Below are 18,142 nucleotides of genomic sequence, written 5' to 3' on the forward strand. Positions count from 1 at the left end.
GCGGCCGGCACTACGGTGCCGGCCGCTTTTGTGTGCGCCGCCTGGTGGCCAAAGACCCTAGCCGTAAATCCGGTTGATCTGTGCCTCGAAATCGCGCACGACGGCGGAGCGCTTGAGCTTCAGGGACGGTGTCAGATGCCCGGATTCGACGGTAAAGTCGGCGTCGAGCACCACGAAGCTGCGGATCGACTCGGCTTTGGACACCAGCGTATTGGCCGCGTCAACGGCTGCCTGGATGGCCGTGCGGACCTGATCGTTGGACGCCGCCTCGGCGGTCCCCATAACGGGAACACGCTGCGCGGCGCACCAGTTCTCCAGGCCTTCCGGGTCCAGGTTGACCAGCGCCGACACAAACGGCCGCCCGTCACCGACCACCACGGCCTGCGCCACCAGCTGGTGTTCGCGGATCTTCTCCTCCAGCGGTCCGGGCGCCACGTTCTTCCCGCCCGCGGTGACCAGCAGGTCTTTCTTCCGCCCGGTGATGGTGAGGAACCCGTCCGCGTCGAGGGCGCCAAGGTCGCCGGTGCGGAAGAACCCGTCCACAAACGCCTCGGCGTTGGCCGCCGCGTTGGCGTGGTAGCCCTTGAAAACGCCGATGCCCTTGACCAGGATCTCGCCGTCGTCAGCAATCCTGATGGTGGTGCCCGGCACCGGGATGCCCACGGTGCCTACCTTGGTGCGGGTCGGGGTGTTGGCCGTGCACGGCGCTGTGGTCTCCGTCAGGCCGTAGCCTTCAAGGACCGGGACGCCGGCGCCGCGGAAGAAGTGCGCGTCATGGGAACTGAGCGGGCTCGCCCCGGAGACGGTGTAGCCCAGGCTGCCGCCGAACGCCTGCCGCAGTTTCGGGTACAGCAGCCGGTCGAAGACGGCGTGCTTGGCACGCAGCATCCAGCCGGGACCGGCGCCCCCGCCGCGGGCCGCGGCATCAAGGGCTTTGGAGTAGTCGATCGCGACGGCGGCGGCCGCCCCGAAGAGACGTTCCTTGCCGGCCAGCGCCGCCTTGTGCTCGGCTCCGGCGTAGACCTTCTCAAAGATCCTGGGCACCACCAGCAGGAAGGTGGGCTGGAAGGTGCCAAGATCCTCCAGCAGTTCCTTGGCGTTGGAGGTGTGGCCCAGCGTGGTCCCGGCGCTCAGGCAGATCACCTGGACGGCGCGGGCCAGCACGTGGGCCAGCGGGAGGAACATCAGCGTGCGGGTGTGTTCCTGGAGCAGGATTTCGGGCAGGAACAGGACGATGTTCTTCGCGACGAGGGCGAAGTTGCCGTGCGTGATTTCGCAGCCCTTGGGCCGTCCGGTGGTGCCGGAGGTGTAGACCAGCGAAGCGACGTCGGCCAGGCCGGCCGCGGAGCGCTGCCGCTCCAGTTCGGCGTCAGTGACCCCGGCGCCGGCCGCCGCGAGGCTGGCGAGGTTCGGGGCGGCGCCGTCGTAGTCCATCCTGACGACGCCGAGCAGCCGGCCCGCGAGCAGGCCGGAGCCGTCCAGGACGCCCTGGACCAGCGTGGCCTTCACCTGGTCTTCGACGAAGACGCGGCGGGCGCCGGAGTCGTGCAGGATCCATTCGACCTGGCTGGCGGAGGAGGTCTCGTAGATGGGGACGGTGACACCGCCGGCGAACCAGATGGCGAAGTCCACCACGGTCCATTCGTAGCGGGTGGCGGACATGACGGCGACCGTCTCACCCGGAGTGAGGCCGCCGGCGATCAGGCCCTTGGCCAGGGCCTTGACCGCATCCAGGAACTGCCGGGCCGGAATGTCGGTCCAGCCGGACGGCCCCTTGCGGGAGTAGAGGGCGTGCACCGGGTCCTTGTCGTGCTGCTCCAGCAGCAGGTCCGTCACGTTGCTCGCCGGGTCCAGCTCGACGAGCAGTGCGGTGCTAGCTTCTCTCACAACCATGTCTCCCGTTCCGGTCCGCGGCCCGGCGGACGCGGGCTCCGCTAGTCATCCTGCCCTAGATCCAGGACGGCATCCACATCCGCAGCCGCCAGTCCTGGTACGAAATCAGCTCCGCGGTCCAGACCGGGTAGAAGAAAGCCGAGAGCAGTACGGCCGCGACGACGAACAACGCGACGAGGTAGAGGCCGGAGCGGCGCCGCCAGAGCGGGTCGCTGCGCCGGCCCAGGACCAGCCCCAGGCAGTACACCAGGGCGAGCACCAGGAACGGTTCGAAAGACACCGCGTAGAAGAAGAACATGGTGCGTTCCGGGTACATGAACCAGGGCAGGTAGCCGGCGGCCACGCCGGCCAGGATGGCCCCGGCCCGCCAGTCGCGGCGGCCGGCCCACCAGAAGAGCAGGACGCCCAGGCAGGCCGCCGCGCTCCACCAGATCAGCGGGTTGCCGACCGAGAGGATGGCCGACGTGCAGCTGGGCAGCTCACAGCCGGCGGTGCCCTGCTTGGACGATTCGTAGAAGAAGGAGGTGGGGCGGCCCATCACGAGCCAGCTCCAGGCGCTCGCCTCGTAGGGGTGTTCGGCGCTCAGGCCCTGATGGAACTTGTAGGCCTCAAGGTGGTAGTGGGCCAGCGAGCGGAGCGAATCGGGCAGCCAGCCCCAGCCCGCCGAGGGGTTGGTCTCGGCCCAGTGCCGGAAGTACGCGTTGTTGGAGCGGAACCAGCCGGCCCAGGTGGCCAGGTAGACCAGGCCGGCGACCGGGACGATGCTCAGGAAGGCGCCGATGCCGTCCTTGAGGATGCCGCCGGTGATCCAGCCGTGGACGCCGGCGATCCGGCGTGCGCTCAGGTCCCACAGCACCGTCATCAGCCCGAAGCCGGCCAGGAAGAACAGGGCGGACCATTTGGTCCCGACGGCCAGGCCGAGGCAGACGCCGGCGGCCAGCCGCCACCAGCGGATGCCCAGCCACGGCCCGGCGGCGAGCTGCAGCCGGGAGGGCCGGCCGTCCGCGGAGGCCGCGGCCTGCCTGCCGAGCCTGGCCGCGAGCCGGCGCCGGCCGTCGTCGCGGTCCATCAGCAGGGCACCGAAGGCGGCCAGGATCCAGAACATCAGGAAGATGTCCAGCAGCGAGGTGCGGGACATCACGAGGTGGTGCCCGTCCACCGCCAGCAACACGCCGGCCAGGGCGCCCAGGGTGAGTGAGCGGAAGAGCTTCTGGGCGATCAGGGCGAGCAGGAAGATGGAGAGGGTGCCTGTCAGGGCCGCCCCGAAGCGCCAGCCGAAGGAGCTTTCGGGGCCGAAGAGCCACATGCCGGCGGCGATCATCCACTTGCCGACGGGCGGGTGGACCACGTACTCCGGGCTGTCCAGCAGCACCCCGGGGTTGCCTGCGATGAAGGAGTCGTTGGCTTTGTCCGGCCAGGCACGCTCGTAGCCGCTGACCAGGAAGGAGTACCCGTCCTTGACGTAGTAGGTTTCGTCGAACACCAGGTTGTGCGGGGAATCCAGCCGGACGAAGCGCAGGATGCCGCCCAGCAGCGCGGTGAGGGCGGGGATCAGCCAGAACCAGAGCCGCAGCGACGGCGGATAGTCCCGCCAGCTGCGGAGATTGCCGACCAGCCGCTCCGTGAGCGCCCCGGCGGTGAACGCCTCCCCGGGGCGGCTGATCCAGCGGTGCCCCTCAAGGTTGCGCCCGGCACCGGCAGGGTCCGGCCTGCCGGCGGGGCGGGGGTTGTCCGGGCTGGCATCGGCGGGCACCGATGCGGCTGAACCGGCCTCGGCAGGCCGCATGGGGGTCTGCGTCACGTTGCCCATGCTACCTTTCGCGGCCGTGATCGTCGGTCCCGCGCGCCCGGCAGTAGGCTGGTGGGGTGGATCCAGAACAGCGCACGTCACCGAGTACTTCACCGGCCCCGTCCGCCGCCGCCGCGGCAGCGGCCGACGCGGCTCCGGCAGCGGGGACGGCCGCCGGTCCGGGCCGGATTGTGCTGGCCGCCACCCCGATCGGCAACGTCGGGGACGCCTCCGCCCGGTTGATCGGACTGCTGGAGACGGCGGACATCGTCGCCGCCGAGGACACCCGGCGGCTGCACCGGCTGGTCCAAAGCCTCGGCATCACCGTGGCCGGCCGGGTGATCAGCTACCACGAGCACAACGAGGCGGCCAAGACCGGCGAGCTCCTGGACCAGGTGCGGTCCGGGAAAACGCTGGTCATGGTGACCGACGCCGGCATGCCCTCGGTCTCGGACCCTGGCTTCCGCCTGGTGGAGGGCGCCGTCGCCGCCGGTCTCACTGTCACCGCCGTCCCCGGCCCCTCGGCCGTGCTGACCGCGCTCGCCCTCTCCGGCCTGCCGACCGACCGCTTCTGCTTCGAGGGATTCCTGCCGCGCAAAGCCGGCGAACGGGCCTCCCGGCTCGCGGACCTCGACGCCGAACGGCGCACCATGGTGTTCTTCGAGGCGCCGCACCGGCTGGAGCCCATGCTCCGCGCGCTGCACGATCGCTTCGGCGCAGACCGCCGCGCGGCCGTCTGCCGGGAGCTGACCAAGACCTACGAGGAGGTGATCCGCGGAACCCTGCGTGAACTCCTCGAATGGACCGAAGCGAACGAGGTCCGGGGCGAGATCGCCGTCGTCGTGGGCGGCGCGCCGGAACGGGAGCCCGGCAAACCGGAGGATCAGGTCGCTGCCGTGAATGCGCTGATCGCGCAGGGCATCCGGCTCAAGGAAGCCGTCGCCGCTGTCGCGGAGGACGCCAGGGTCAGCAAGCGCGAACTGTATTCGGCGGTCCTCGCCGCGCGCTGACCCGGTCCCGGCGGGACGCGGATCGCCCTTGTGCAGCTGCACAGCACAACCCGCGGGGGCTAGTGCGCGCAAGCGTAGACACTCCGGAGAATCCGGCAGTACCGTGGCAGTAGTCCAGCCCCGCGGCGCACGACGGCGCGGGCGCCGATCATCGATTTTTTCCAACCCATTGCCGACGAGGGAGTCATTGTGACTGTAACTGCCCAGCCCACCGTTACCGCGGAGCGTGAGGCCGCACTGCTGGCCACCGTGCCGACAGGCCTGCTGATTGACGGGCAGTGGCGCCCGGCCGCGTCCGGCAAGACGTTCGACGTCGAGGATCCCGCCACCGGCAAGGTGCTGCTGAGCCTCGCCGACGCCGGCCCCGAGGACGGCGCCGCCGCCCTGGACGCCGCCGCCGCCGCGCAGGAGTCCTGGGCCAAGGTCCCGCCGCGGGAACGCGGTGAGATCCTGCGCCGCGCCTTCGAACTCGTCACCGAACGGGCCGAGGACTTCGCGCTGCTGATGACCCTCGAAATGGGCAAGCCGCTGGCCGAGGCCCGCGGTGAAGTCACCTACGGCGCCGAGTTCCTGCGCTGGTTCTCCGAGGAGGCCGTCCGCGCGTTCGGGCGCTACTCGGTGTCCCCGGACGGCAAGTCCCGGCTCCTGGTGACGAAGAAGCCGGTGGGGCCCTGCCTGCTGATCACGCCGTGGAACTTCCCGCTGGCCATGGCCACCCGCAAGGTCGCCCCGGCCGTGGCGGCCGGCTGCACCATGGTGCTCAAGTCCGCGAACCTGACCCCGCTGACCTCGCAGCTCTTCGCCGCCGTGATGCTCGAGGCCGGCCTGCCCGCCGGCGTGCTGAACCTGATCCCCACCTCCACCGCCGGTGCCACCACCGGGCCGCTGATCAAGGACTCCCGGCTGCGCAAGCTCTCCTTCACCGGCTCCACCGAGGTCGGCCGGCGGCTGCTCGCGGACGCTTCCGAGACCGTGCTGCGGACCTCGATGGAGCTGGGCGGCAACGCGCCCTTCGTGGTGTTCGAGGACGCCGACGTCGACGCCGCCGTGGCCGGGGCGATGCTGGCGAAGCTGCGGAACATGGGCGAGGCCTGCACCGCGGCGAACCGGTTCATTGTGCATGAGTCCGTGGCGGACGAGTTCGCGGAGAAATTCGCCGCGAAGATGAAGGACATGACCACGGCCCGCGGCACCGAGGCGGACTCCAAGGTGGGCCCGCTGATCGACGCGAAGAGCCGCGACAAGGTCCATGAGCTGGTGACCGACGCGGTCTCCGCGGGCGCCGTCACGGTGCTGGGTGGCTCCGCCGTCGAGGGTCCGGGCTACTTCTACCAGCCCACGATCCTCAAGGGCGTTACCGAGGGCACCCGGATCCTGACCGAGGAAATCTTCGGACCCGTCGCCCCGATCATCACCTTCGACACCGAGGACGAGGCCGTCCGGCTCGCGAACAACACCGAGTACGGCCTGGTGGCCTACGTCTTCACCAGGGACCTGAACCGGGGCATCCGGATGGGCGAACGCCTGGAAACCGGCATGCTGGGCCTGAACGCCGGCGTCGTGTCCAACGCGGCCGCGCCGTTTGGCGGCGTCAAGCAGTCCGGCCTGGGCCGCGAGGGCGGCCTCGAAGGCATCGAAGAGTACCTCTACACCCAGTACATCGGCATCGCCGACCCCTACGCCGGCTAGTTCCGGCGCAGCCGGCGCACGGCGCCGCGGAGCCTGGACCAGGACCGCGCGGCGCCGTGCCCGGTACCCTTCCCGGGCTGCAGGGCCGTGGCGCGCGGCGTCGGCACCCGGCGCCGCCAGCGGGCCGTCAGCGAGGGCGGCAGCCAGGTGGCGCGCAGCCGTGTCCGCCATGACGCATGCGCCCGCAACGCGTCCTGCACCGCTGCGATCCTGTCCGCGGGGGCGCCGCCGGGCCGTGGGGCACCGGCGGGGGAGTCCGTGTCCGGGCGGCCGTACTGTTGGCGTTCGTAGTCGCCGGTCAGGGCGTCCACGGCAGCGTGGGCCGGGGCGTCCACCCCGCCCGCTGCGCCCAGCGCCGCTGAACCGCGCAGCCGCGCCGAAAAGTGCCGCGGTGTTTCGCTGCTGTGCGGCGGGACCCGGAAGTCCGTGGCGAGGTCCCGCAGTTCGTCCCAGGCCGGGCCCGCGGACCCCGCCGCGCCGGTGTCGGACGCCTTGAGCCGCCGCCGCCGGACGCCGCCGCGGAGCAGGGCCGGGGCCGCCACCAGCAGCAGGACCAGCAGCAGCCCGCCGGCGCTGTACAGCAGGGCCGGCAGCGGGTTGCCGGTGCCGTCCTCGCCCGCGGCGGCGGGCGCCGGCAGCGGGGCCGGCGCGGGGGCCGACGTGGGCTTGGGGTCATCCTCAGGGACCAGACCGTCGTTGTTTTCGTTGGTGCTGGCCCCGCTGGGCGCCGCCGGCTCCGTGGCGTAGGCCGGCACCACGCCTCGGGAGGGTGTCGGCTCGAAAGCCACCCAGCCCACCCCCTGGAAGTAGAGTTCGGGCCAGGCATGCGCGTCGCGGGCGTCGACCTCGTACTCGGGCAGCGCCCCCTGGCCGGCGATCGACACGGTGGCCCCGGTGGCGCGGCCCGGGGCGTAGCCGACGGCGATCCGGCTGGGAATCCCCTCCAGCCGCGCCATCACGGCCATCGCCGAGGAGAAATGGATGCAGTAGCCGCTCTTCTGGGCCAGGAAGTCCGCGAGCACGGACAACCCGTTGCCGTCGTAGCCGCCCTGCACGGGGGACTGGAGCGAGTAGCTGAACTCCGCGGAGCGCAGGTAATTCTGGATTGCCATGGCCTTGGCGTAGTTGCTGCTGCTTCCCGCGGTGACGCTCTCGGCGGTCTGCCGCACGATCTGCGGAACGTTGGCGGGGGTCCGGGTGAAGGTGTCCGGCACCCCCTGCGCCCGGTCCGGGGAGTCCGCCAGCACCGCCCGGGTCAGCTTGGGGGCAACCGATGTCACCACATACTGCTGGTTGCGGGAGTTGGTGTCCAGGCCCTTGATGCTCAGCGTTGCCGGATCCCAGCTCCACCGGCCGGTCAGGCCGTTCACCGCCTGGGGCGCGTAGGGGACCGGCAGGTAGGGGCTGGTGAACTGGCCGGCGTTCACGGCCGTGACCACCCGGAGCTGTTCCTCGACGTTGGACTCGGGACCCGGGTCGATCCGTCCGGTGCCGGGCTGCCGGCTGGAGTCACGGTCATCCGGGGACCATGCGTCGCCGTCGAAGCTGTCCACAGTGACGGAGCGGAGATACGGCGCCTGGGCGGCGCTGGTGGCGTAGGTGATCCGCCCGTCTCCCGTGGGGCTGCGCAGGTTGTTGCCGAGGCTGATCATCGGGTTCAGGCCGCTGGCCGGGCCCCAGGGATTCAGCCGGGATCCCTGCGGGAAGGTGCCCTGGTCGAAGCCCGGGATGACCAGCTGGAACAGCAGCGTCAGGGCCAGCGCCATGGCTCCGGTGAGGGTGGCGCGCTTGAGCTGGCCGGGGTTGCGTGCCGTGTCCATCCGGGTCCGGGAGGCCGGATGGAACCAGTGGCTGCAGGCCAGGATCATCAGGTAGCCTGCCGCGGCCCCGGCGAACCCCAGCCAGCCGACGCTCTGTGGCTTCACCATGGCCGGCACCACCAGGACGGCCAGGACGCCGAGGCCGCTGGTTGCCGGCAGGGCGAGCGGGACGGCGAGGGCGTCGACCAGGATGACCACCAGGCCGAGCACCCCGCAGACCAGCAGCACGATCCCGGCGTTCGGCGCCACCGGGGAGCTCTCGGCCAGCACCGTCTCGCTGGCCCGCCGGAGGTAGCGCTGCAGCTGGGCCATGGTGTCCGCGGACGGGATGAAACCGGCGATGCTGTGCTGCCGGAAGAACGTCGAGGTGAGGACCAGGGCCAGTGCCGCGAAGCCGCCGGCGCCGACCAGGATACCGCGCAGCCGCAGGGCCCGGAGCCCTGCCATGGCCAGCGCGACGGTGAACACCGTGGTCAGCACTGACGGGTACCAGGCCCAGCCGCGCAGCACACCGTTGAGGCCCAGCGCCGCGCCGGAGACGGCCAGCGGGACTGCGACCCCCATGGCCCAGGGTTCGACGCCGGCCCCGGTCCGGCCCGCGCCGCCGCCGGGGGCGGGCGGCGTTCCGGGGCCGGGCGCGGACGCTTCCGGGGCCATGCTGCGCTGCGGTGTCAGGGTCATCGCCGGCCTCCCGCGGCGCGCCGGACCTCGGCGGCAGCCTCCAGGCCGGCGGCAGCCTGCAGCCCGGCGGCGCCGCCCTGGTCGAAGGCTGCCCAGGCGGCCGGCAGCGGGGTGGCCGCGGTGACGGCCGCCGCGCGCCAGCCCCCGCGGCGCAGGATTTCCAGGACGGGGCCGGCGTCGGACGGACGGTCGGTGACCAGCAAGGCGAAGGCATTCGCGCCGAAGCCTGCCGCCGGCGCCAGCGCCCGGGCCTCCGCCGGCGTGAGGCGCCCGAGGATGGCAAGGATGGGCCCGCGCAGCCGGTGCGCGGAGAGCTTGTCCATCAGCCGGTCGTCGAAAGGCTGCGGCCCGGCGTCGGACGAGGCGTGCCGGGGACCGCTGAGCGCGATGGCGGCGAGGCTCTCGGCTATGGACTGCAGGCCGCCGGCCCCGGTGAACTCGTCCGCGTCCGGTTCCGGCGCCGAAGGCGAATTCAGGAAGGCGGGCCCGCCGGCGGGGTCCAGGCAGCGCAACGCGTAGTTGCGTTCACCGAGGTGGGTGCTGATGGACATGGCGGCGGTGACGGCCCATTCGAAGGTGTCGCTGGTGACCAGCTCGTGGCCGTCCGCGGTTCCGCCGGAAACGTACCCGGCGCCCTGGGCGTAGGCGTGGAACCGCTGGTCCAGGATGATCGTGGCCTCCGGCGTGGTGACGGATTCCTCTTGCCGCACCATCAGGGCGCCGTGGCGGGCCGTTGCCGCCCAGTGCACCCGGCGCATCGGATCGCCGTGCCGGTATTCGCGGGTCATGATGTCGTCGTCGCTGGGGTTGGCGCGGATCCGGGTCGCGGTGACGCCGTCGCTGCCGCGTGCGCCGGCCAGACCGGTCACCGGGAGCTCGACGGCGGCCGGGGTCACCGTGAGCAGGTCGCCGTCGTCGATCGCGTGGCGGTGGACGGAGAGCCCGAAGGGGTCGCTGAATTCGGCGGTGACCGGCCCGATCAGGAACTGGCCGCGTTTGGCGCTCCGCAGCTGGTATTCGTAGCGGCTGGTCCCCGCGGCGGCGGTCCGCGCCGGGAAGCGGAACACCGGGGAGTGTCCGAACCGGTCCGGCAGTTGCTCCTCCATCAGGGCCTGGCCGGATCCGGGCCCGGTGCGGGCCACCGCCAGCCGGACTGTTGTCGTGGCCGAAGTCTCCACCGGGGCCGGGCTGAATTCGCGGTAGACCCGGAACCGGGGCTTGAGCACACGGGTCCCGGCGAGGGACAACAGCGGCAGGACCAGCAGCAGGAGCGCCAGCGCCAGCAGGTCGCGGCGTCCCATCACCTGCGCGGCCAGCAGCGAGAACACGCCGGCCCCCAGCAGGCCCCAGCCGCGGGAGCTGAAGATGTGCCTCGGGAACAGGTCCAGCAACGCCACGGCCGCGTCAGCCCCCTAGCGTCCGGTGGGCTGGGTCGAGGGCCGTGCCGCGTCCTGGCCCACCGGCACCTTCGCCAGGATGGAGCGGATCACGCTTTGCGGGGTCTCCCCGGTGCTGGCGGCCTTGCGGTCCAGGATGATCCGGTGCGCCAGCACCGATTCGGCGACGCTCACGACGTCGTCCGGCAGCACGAAGTCCCGGCCCTCCAGGGCGGCGGTGGCCTTCGCCGCGCGGAGCAGCTGCAGCATGGACCGGGGGCTCGCGCCCAGCCGCAGCAGGGCGCTCTCCCGGGTGGCACGGCCCAGGGCCACGGTGTATTCCTTGATCGAGCGGGAAACGTACACCTGCTGGACGGTGGCAATCATGGCGGCCACCTCGTCCGCGCTGACCACGGCCGTGACCCGGGTCAGCGGGGACGTGGCCTGGTGGGTCTCGAGCATCTCCATCTCGGCGTCCCGGTCCGGGTAGCCCATCGAGATCCGGGCCATAAAGCGGTCGCGCTGCGCTTCCGGGAGCGGATAGGTGCCCTCCATTTCGATCGGATTCTGCGTCGCCACCACCATGAAGGGTTCGTCCAGCTGGTAGGAGTTCCCGTCCACCGTGACCTGGTGTTCCTCCATGCATTCCAGCAGGGCGGACTGGGTCTTGGCCGAGGCGCGGTTGATCTCGTCGCCGATCACAATGTTCGCGAAGACCGCGCCGGGCCGGAACTCGAACATCCGGGAGGCCTGGTTGTAGATGGACACGCCCGTCACGTCGGAGGGCAGCAGGTCCGGGGTGAACTGGATCCGGCTGACCGAGCAGTCGATGGTGCGCGCCAGGGTCTTGGCCAGCAGGGTCTTGCCGACCCCCGGGACGTCCTCGAGGAGCAGGTGGCCCTGGGCGAGCAGCACGGTGAGGGCCAGTTTGGCCGCTTCGGCCTTTCCGTCGATCACGGTGTTGATGGCGCGCAGGATGCGCTCGCTGGCGGCGTGGAAGGCCGCGGCCTCCATCGGCCCGGGCAGTGCGGCCCCGTGTTTGCGCGCGCCTGATCCCACCGCGGCGGCCCGTGTCTCACCTGCCCCTGTCACACCGGCTCGCGCCGGGAGGTCGTGCGGCTCGGGCAGTGCTTCGTCCACGGAGGTGCGTCGGTGGTAGTCCATCGGCAGCCTTTCAGCCCTGGTGCGGCCCGGGCGGAGCGGCAGGAAAGCCGGTCCCGCCTCTGGTGCACGCCTGTCTTGGTATCAGCGTACTAACACAACTGACAAAGCAGACAGAGAGTTCCGGGGTAATTCTGCGTCCGGGCCGCGGCTAGGCTGGAAGGATGTGCGACCCGCTGACTCCCGCCCCCTTCCGCGAGACCGGCAGCGACGGAAGCGGCGGCGCTTCGTCCAAGACCGGCCCGTCCGGCCGGAAGCCGTATCCGCCGGCCCCGGAGCCACTGCCCGTCCCGGTGATGGACAACCACACCCACCTGGACTTTCCGGACGCCGGGACGGCGGTCAGCATCAAGGACGCCCTCGACGCCGCGGAGGCCGTCGGGGTCCGGGGAGCCGTGCAGGTGGGGTGTGACCTGGAGTCGTCCCGTTTCACCGTGCAGGCGGTGGACCAGGATGCCCGGCTGCTGGGCGCCGTCGCGCTGCACCCCAACGACGCCCCGGCCTACGCCGCCCGCGGCGAGCTGGAAGAAGCGCTGGCGGAGATCGAAGCGCTGGCGGCGCACCCGCGGATCCGTGCCATCGGCGAGACCGGACTGGATTTCTTCCGCACCGAGGGGGAGGGGCTGGCCCATCAGCGGTACTCGTTCCGCCGCCACATCGATATCGCCAAACGGCTCGGCCTGACGCTGCAGATCCACGACCGCGACGCCCACGATGACGTGGTGCAGGTGCTCCGCGAGGAGGGCGCCCCGGAGCGTGTGGTGTTCCACTGCTTCTCGGGCGGCGAGGAGCTCGCCCGGATCTGCAACAGTGCGGGCTGGTACATGTCTTTCGCGGGCACGGTGACCTTCAAAAACGCGGCGAACCTGCGCGCGGCACTGGCCATTGCCGACCCGGCGCGGATCCTGGTCGAGACCGACGCCCCGTTCCTCACCCCGCACCCGCACCGGGGGAGGCCGAACGCCAGTTACATGGTCCCGTACACGGTCCGGGCCATGGCCGAATTGACAGGCGCCGAGCTCTCCGCGCTGTGCACCCAGCTGGCCGAAAATACCGTGCAGGCATACGGATCCTGGGACTAAAACCCACATCCGGCGTCACTCTGGCAACATACGGGGTATGCACAAATTCTTGGTTGGTTTATAACGCTACGGTTACAGTGGTCAACTATTAGCCGGGGTCGGGGAAGGCCTTCGGATAATTTCACTACCTCAGGGCGCGCACCGTGGCAAAGGATCCACGTGTGCGCTCTCGTTTGGAAGTGTGGCGGTGCCCGCGTTTTCCGCAAATATCCGGACCTGTTCCGGAACGGCCCTTTGGGGGTGTTTGCGCCGGGGAAACGTGCGCGCTTTTCCCCGTGCCCGGATGGTCCGAAAGATATGGGCAATCGTGGTCAAGTTCTTCACATCGGATGGCAAGTTCAGCTTCGTCAAGGTCGGTGCGCAGCTGGTGGTGCTCGTGGCACTCGTGCTGGGCCTGGTCGCCTTTGTTGGCAACAACAAGACGGTCACCCTCAACGTCGACGGAAAAGTGAGCTCCGTCCAGACTTTCGGCGGCACCGTCGGCCAGGTGGTCCGCGGCGCCAAGGTGGAGCTGCAGGCCGCGGACAAGGTGTCGCCCTCGGCTGAGTCGCATGTGCAGGACGGATCCGTCATCAAGGTGAACCTCGCCAAGGCCGTCAAAGTCAACCTGGACGGCGCGGAGCGGACCATTAACACCACCTCCCCGACCGTCGAAGGGCTCGTGACCGAACTCGGCGTCGCCCCCGCCTCGGAGATTTCGGTTCCCAAGGACGCCCAGCTGGCCGTCTCCGGCTCCTTCGTTAGCATCACGACGCCGAAGGCCGTCACGCTCGTGGCGGACGGCAAGGCCAGCAAAACCACCACGACCGCGGCAACAGTCGCCGGTCTCCTCGCCGACGCCGGCGTCAAACTCGGCGCCAGCGACCGCACCTCGCAGCCCGGCAACGCCCCGGTCGTGAACAACATGGTGGTCAAGGTCTCCCGCGTCGACGTGACCAAGACCGCGGCCACCACCGAAGCCGTCCCGTTCGAGACGCTGACCGCCGAGGACGCCGCCCTGCCCAAGGGCGAGCAGAAGGTCGTTCAGGCCGGTGTTGCCGGCACCATCAGCAAGAGCTTTAAGCTGGTCCTCGTGGACGGCCGTATCGCCTCGAAGACGCTCGTGGCCCAGAAAGTCACCCGCGAGCCGGTCACCGAGAAGGTCAGCATCGGCACCAAGGAAAAGCCCAAGGTGGAGTCGGCCGCCAGCGCAGCGGCCAGCACCGGCGGCAACACCGGGGCCGCTGCCCCGGCGATGATGAACGAAGCCATGTGGGACAAGATCGCGCAGTGCGAGTCCGGCGGCAACTGGTCCATCAACTCCGGCAACGGCTACTACGGCGGACTCCAGTTCGACGTCCAGACCTGGCTCGGTTCCGGCGGCGGCGCGTACGCACCGAACGCCAGCCAGGCCAGCAAGGCCCAGCAGATCGCCGTCGCCAACCGGGTGTACGCGCAGCGCGGCCTGCAGCCCTGGGGTTGCGGTTGGGCAGCCTCCAGCTGACACCCCACCACGGCGGAACACATCAAGGCCGGTCCCGGATCCGGGGCCGGCCTTCGCCGTTGCCGCCGCGGGATAGGATACCTAGGTGACTGAACCGACCCCCTCCGCCCCTGCCGAGCCTGCCGGAAATCTGCCCTCCGGCGCCCCGGCGCAGCTTCTGGGCGCCACCGACATCCGCAGGCTGGCCGAGGAAATCGGGGTCCGCCCCACCAAGACGCTGGGCCAGAATTTCGTCATCGACGGCAACACCATCCGGCGGATCGTCGCCGCCGCGGACATCGGCGCGGAGGAGACGGTCCTGGAGGTCGGCCCGGGCCTCGGCTCGCTGACCCTGGGCCTGCTGGACGCTGCCAAGTCGGTCGTCGCCGTCGAGATCGACCCGGTCCTCGCCGGCAGGCTCCCCGCCACCGTCGCCCGGTGGCGGCCCGACGCCGTCGCGGACTTCCACCTGGTCCTTGCCGACGCCATGAAGGTGACCGAGCTTCCGGTGCAGCCGACAGCGCTGGTGGCCAACCTTCCCTACAACGTGGCGGTGCCCGTGGTCCTGCACCTGCTGCAGCACTTCCCGAGCCTGCGCCACGGCCTGGTCATGGTCCAGGACGAGGTCGCCGACCGGCTCGCGGCGCCCCCGGGCTCCAAGACCTACGGCGTCCCGTCCGTCAAGGCTGCCTGGTACAGCGGCATGCGCAAGGCCGGAGTGATCGGAATGAACGTCTTCTGGCCGGCACCCAAGATCCACTCCGGACTCGTCGCCTTCACCCGCCGGGAACCGCCGGCCACCACGGCCACCCGGGAAGAGGTCTTCGCCGTGATCGACGCGGCCTTCGCACAGCGGCGCAAGACCCTCCGGGCCGCGCTGGCCGGCTGGGCCGGCAGCGCTGCCGAAGCCGAACGCTGCCTCCGGGCCGCCGGGGTCGACCCCACCGCACGGGGCGAAGTGCTTGATGTCGCCGCCTTCGCCCGCATTGCCGAAGCGCACGCCCAGCCCGCTTCCTGACCGGGACTGCCGCGGTGCCTGCTTGGAGCCACAGCCCGCCATGCCATAGCGTGGAGCCATGAACGCAGTGAGAGGGCGCTTTTCCGCGAGGACTGTCCGGGTCAAGGCACCCGGCAAAGTAAACGTCTCACTGGATGTCGGACCGCTGCGCGCGGACGGCTACCACTCGGTGGCGAGCGTGTACCTGGCCGTGTCCCTGTATGAAGAGGTCGCCGCCACCAGCACGGACACCGGCGGGATAACGGTCAGCATCAGCCCGGCCAGCACCCTGGACCTGGACGGCGTGGACATCCCGCTCGACGAGCGCAACCTGGCGTACAAGGCCGCGGCCATCATGGCCGACGTCTCCGAGCACTCCACCGGCGTCCACCTCGAAATCACCAAGCGGGTTCCCGTCGCCGGGGGCATGGGCGGCGGCTCGGCCGACGCCGCGGCCACCCTGCTGGCCTGCGACGCGCTGTGGAACAGCGGACTCTCGCGGGACGAACTGGCTCACCTCGCTGCCGAGCTCGGGGCCGACGTGCCGTTCTCCCTGCTGGGAGGGACCGCCGTCGGACTGGGCCTGGGCGACGAACTCTCCCCGGCGCTGGTCAAGGCGCAGACGGACTGGGTGCTCGTCACCGCGGACTTCGGCCTGCCCACCCCGGAGGTCTACAAAACCCTCGACCGGCTGCGCGCGGACGAAGGGGTGGAGGTCGAGGCGCCCACCGCCGTCGATCCCCGCGTCCTCGCCGCCCTCCGCAGCGGCGACGCCGACGCGCTCAGCCGGGTCCTGGTCAACGACCTGCAGCGCGCCTCGATCGAGCTGGCACCCGGGCTGCGCGACGTCCTGGGGCTGGGCGAATCCTGCGGCGCGATCGCGGGAATCGTCTCCGGCTCCGGTCCCACCGTGGCACTCCTGGCGCACAGCCCCGCCGCTGCCGAAGGACTCGCTGACGACCTGCGCCACCACGGCCTCGACGCCCTGGCGGTCCACGGCCCGGTGCACGGCGCACGCATCATCTCCGATACGCTCCTTTAAGAGGATTGTGGTCGTGATCCGCCCGGCATCCCGGGCCCGGGTCCGCCGAACCCCGCTCAACAGTAATTTTCTCTAGGAAAGCAGTTCCCAGTGGCACACCTGCTCGGCGGCGAGAACCTCACGGTCTCGTACGCAACCCGTACCGTCCTCGATGGCATTACCCTCGGCCTTGAAGAAGGCGACCGGATCGGCATGGTGGGCCGCAACGGTGACGGCAAGTCGACCCTCATGCGACTGCTGGCGATGCGCTCCACCCCGGACTCCGGCCGGGTGACCAAGCGCAGCGAGGTCAATATCGGCTACCTGGACCAGAGCGACGTGCTCGACGGGGACCTCACCGTCGGTGCCGCGATCGTCGGCGACCAGGCAGACTATGAATGGGCCCGCAACCCCCAGATCCGCGAAGTCATGGGCGGCCTGGTGTCCGACGTCGACTGGCACGCCAACGTCCATGCACTCTCCGGCGGGCAGAAGCGGCGCGTGGCGCTGGCCAAGCTGCTGATCGAGGACCACGACGTCATTATGCTCGACGAGCCCACCAACCACCTCGACGTCGAAGGCGTCGCCTGGCTGTCCCGGCACCTGAAGACCCGCTGGCGGGCCAACCAGGGCGCCTTCCTCGTGGTCACCCACGACCGCTGGTTCCTCGATGAAGTCTGCAACAAGACGTGGGAAATCCACGACGGCATCATGGACCCGTTCGACGGCGGCTACGCCGCGTATGTGCTGGCCCGCGCCGAACGCGACCGCTCGGCGTCGGTCATGGAAAGCAAGCGCCAGCAGCTGGTGAAGAAGGAACTGGCATGGCTCCGGCGCGGTGCCCCTGCGCGCACGGCCAAGCCGAAGTTCCGGATCGAGGCGGCCAACGCCCTGATCGCGGACGTCCCCGAGCCGCGCGACTCGACGGCGCTGAGCAAGATGGCCACCGCCCGGCTGGGCAAGGACGTCCTGGACCTCGAGAACGTTTCCCTCGACTTTCTCGGCGGCGACGCCGGGCAGAAGCTCTTCGACAACATCACGCTGCGGCTCGCCCCTGGTGAACGGCTGGGCCTGGTGGGTGTCAACGGCGCCGGCAAGACCACGCTGCTGAAGCTGCTCAACGGCGAGATCCAGCCCAGCTCCGGGAAGGTGAAGCGGGGCAAGACGGTGGTCACTGCGGTCCTGACCCAGGAGGTCAAAGAACTCGACGACGTCTCGGACCTGCGGGTCATCGAGGTGATAGAGCGGGAAAAGCGCTCGTTCAATGTCGGCGGCAAGGAATTCACCGCCGGACAGCTCGTGGAACAGCTGGGCTTCACCAATGAGAAGCAGTGGACTCCGGTCAAGGACCTCTCCGGTGGCGAACGCCGCCGGCTCCAGCTCCTGCGCCTGCTGGTGGGGGAGCCCAACGTGCTGATGCTCGACGAGCCCACCAACGACCTCGACACGGACACCCTGGCCGCCGTCGAGGACGTGCTGGACGGCTGGCCCGGCACCCTCGTCGTCGTCAGCCACGACCGCTACCTGCTCGAACGCGTCACCGACCACCAGATGGCACTGCTGGGCGACGGCAAGATCCGGGCGCTGCCGCGCGGCGTGGACCAGTACCTGGAGCTGCGCGAGGCGGCGCTGGCCGGGTCCACCATCACCGGCGGCGGCAACCCGGTCACCGCCGCGGGCGGAGCGTCGGCCCCCGCCGCCGCCGGACCGTCCGAGGCCGAGAAGCGGGATGCCCGCAAGGCCAAGAACCGGATCGACCGCCAGCTGGGCAAGCTGCAGCAGCAGGAGGACAAGATCCACGCCCAGATGACGGCCGGTGCCGGGGACGCCTCCAAGTTCGACGAGCTCGCAGCCCTGAACGCCAAGCTCCAGGAACTCGCCGCCGAACGCGAGGCCCTCGAACTCGAATGGCTCGAGGCCCTCGAAGTCCTCGGCGAGTAGCTCTGCCCGCGCCGGCGCCGGGTTGGGTGCCGCAGCCGGCGCCCGCGCCCGCGCCGGCGCCTGCGTTACCGCGGGACATGCCCGTCCGTGGCTTCAGCACTGGGCATGCCCCCTCCCACCCCTCAGGACAAAGGGACATGCCCAGCGTCTGGGCTCAGGAATGAGCAGATTGCCCATATGTCCACTGCCCGCGGCCACGGGAGGGCATGTCCTCGGGTGG

Annotated in this window: 12 protein-coding genes; 7 read left to right on the top strand and 5 right to left on the bottom strand. The window is 70.4% G+C overall.

Translation table 11 applies throughout. From position 1 onward, the window contains the following. Positions 1-57: 57 nt before the first annotated feature. A complete protein-coding gene (locus AC1MBE_RS14625; protein ID WP_479779224.1) occupies positions 58-1,887 on the bottom strand; it encodes an AMP-dependent synthetase/ligase in 1,830 nt (609 codons plus the stop codon). Positions 1,888-1,948: 61 nt separating this feature from the next. Then, positions 1,949-3,703 carry a dolichyl-phosphate-mannose--protein mannosyltransferase gene (locus AC1MBE_RS14630; protein WP_479779225.1) on the bottom strand — a complete coding sequence of 585 codons (1,755 nt, stop codon included), beginning with the start codon at positions 3,701-3,703 and terminating at the stop codon, positions 1,949-1,951. Positions 3,704-3,759: 56 nt separating this feature from the next. Between AC1MBE_RS14630 and rsmI the strand changes: the two genes are divergently transcribed. Beyond that, positions 3,760-4,692, top strand: coding sequence for a 16S rRNA (cytidine(1402)-2'-O)-methyltransferase (gene rsmI / locus AC1MBE_RS14635; RefSeq protein WP_479779226.1), 933 nt, complete (start codon positions 3,760-3,762; stop codon positions 4,690-4,692). Between the two features lie 189 nt (positions 4,693-4,881). Then, a complete protein-coding gene (locus tag AC1MBE_RS14640) occupies positions 4,882-6,381 on the top strand; it encodes an NAD-dependent succinate-semialdehyde dehydrogenase (protein WP_479779227.1) in 1,500 nt (499 codons plus the stop codon). On the opposite strand, the gene AC1MBE_RS14645 is transcribed toward AC1MBE_RS14640, so the two are convergent. From AC1MBE_RS14645 to AC1MBE_RS14655, 3 genes are read right to left on the bottom strand one after another with little or no spacing between them, the layout of a single operon-like run. Beyond that, positions 6,378-8,882: a transglutaminase TgpA family protein gene (locus AC1MBE_RS14645; protein WP_479779228.1), complete on the bottom strand. Its 2,505-nt coding sequence runs from the start codon at positions 8,880-8,882 to the stop codon at positions 6,378-6,380. The genes AC1MBE_RS14640 and AC1MBE_RS14645 overlap by 4 nt on opposite strands. Next, positions 8,879-10,279, bottom strand: a complete 1,401-nt coding sequence (locus AC1MBE_RS14650; protein WP_479779229.1) for a DUF58 domain-containing protein — start codon at positions 10,277-10,279, stop codon at positions 8,879-8,881. The genes AC1MBE_RS14645 and AC1MBE_RS14650 overlap by 4 nt, the downstream gene beginning before the upstream one ends. Before the next feature lie 15 nt (positions 10,280-10,294). After that, on the bottom strand, positions 10,295-11,422 hold the full coding sequence (locus AC1MBE_RS14655) for an AAA family ATPase (protein WP_479779230.1): 1,128 nt from the start codon (positions 11,420-11,422) through the stop codon (positions 10,295-10,297). Between the two features lie 161 nt (positions 11,423-11,583). Between AC1MBE_RS14655 and AC1MBE_RS14660 the strand changes: the two genes are divergently transcribed. The 5 genes from AC1MBE_RS14660 (at position 11,584) to AC1MBE_RS14680 (ending at position 17,922) form a co-directional block, all read left to right on the top strand. Then, positions 11,584-12,501 (top strand): TatD family hydrolase, encoded by a 918-nt coding sequence (locus tag AC1MBE_RS14660; RefSeq protein WP_479779231.1) that lies wholly within the window; start codon positions 11,584-11,586, stop codon positions 12,499-12,501. Between the two features lie 283 nt (positions 12,502-12,784). Further along, positions 12,785-13,984 carry a ubiquitin-like domain-containing protein gene (locus tag AC1MBE_RS14665; protein WP_479779232.1) on the top strand — a complete coding sequence of 400 codons (1,200 nt, stop codon included), beginning with the start codon at positions 12,785-12,787 and terminating at the stop codon, positions 13,982-13,984. Positions 13,985-14,069: 85 nt separating this feature from the next. Beyond that, entirely contained in the window at positions 14,070-14,981 is a 912-nt protein-coding gene (gene rsmA, locus AC1MBE_RS14670; protein WP_479779233.1) for a 16S rRNA (adenine(1518)-N(6)/adenine(1519)-N(6))-dimethyltransferase RsmA, read from the top strand. A gap of 58 nt (positions 14,982-15,039) precedes the next feature. Continuing rightward, positions 15,040-16,002: a 4-(cytidine 5'-diphospho)-2-C-methyl-D-erythritol kinase gene (locus AC1MBE_RS14675; RefSeq protein WP_479779234.1), complete on the top strand. Its 963-nt coding sequence runs from the start codon at positions 15,040-15,042 to the stop codon at positions 16,000-16,002. 90 nt (positions 16,003-16,092) lie between these two features. Beyond that, on the top strand, positions 16,093-17,922 hold the full coding sequence (locus AC1MBE_RS14680; protein ID WP_479779235.1) for an ABC-F family ATP-binding cassette domain-containing protein: 1,830 nt from the start codon (positions 16,093-16,095) through the stop codon (positions 17,920-17,922). Positions 17,923-18,142 lie beyond the last annotated feature (220 nt).

Source organism: Arthrobacter sp. BG5 (assembly GCF_056680155.1).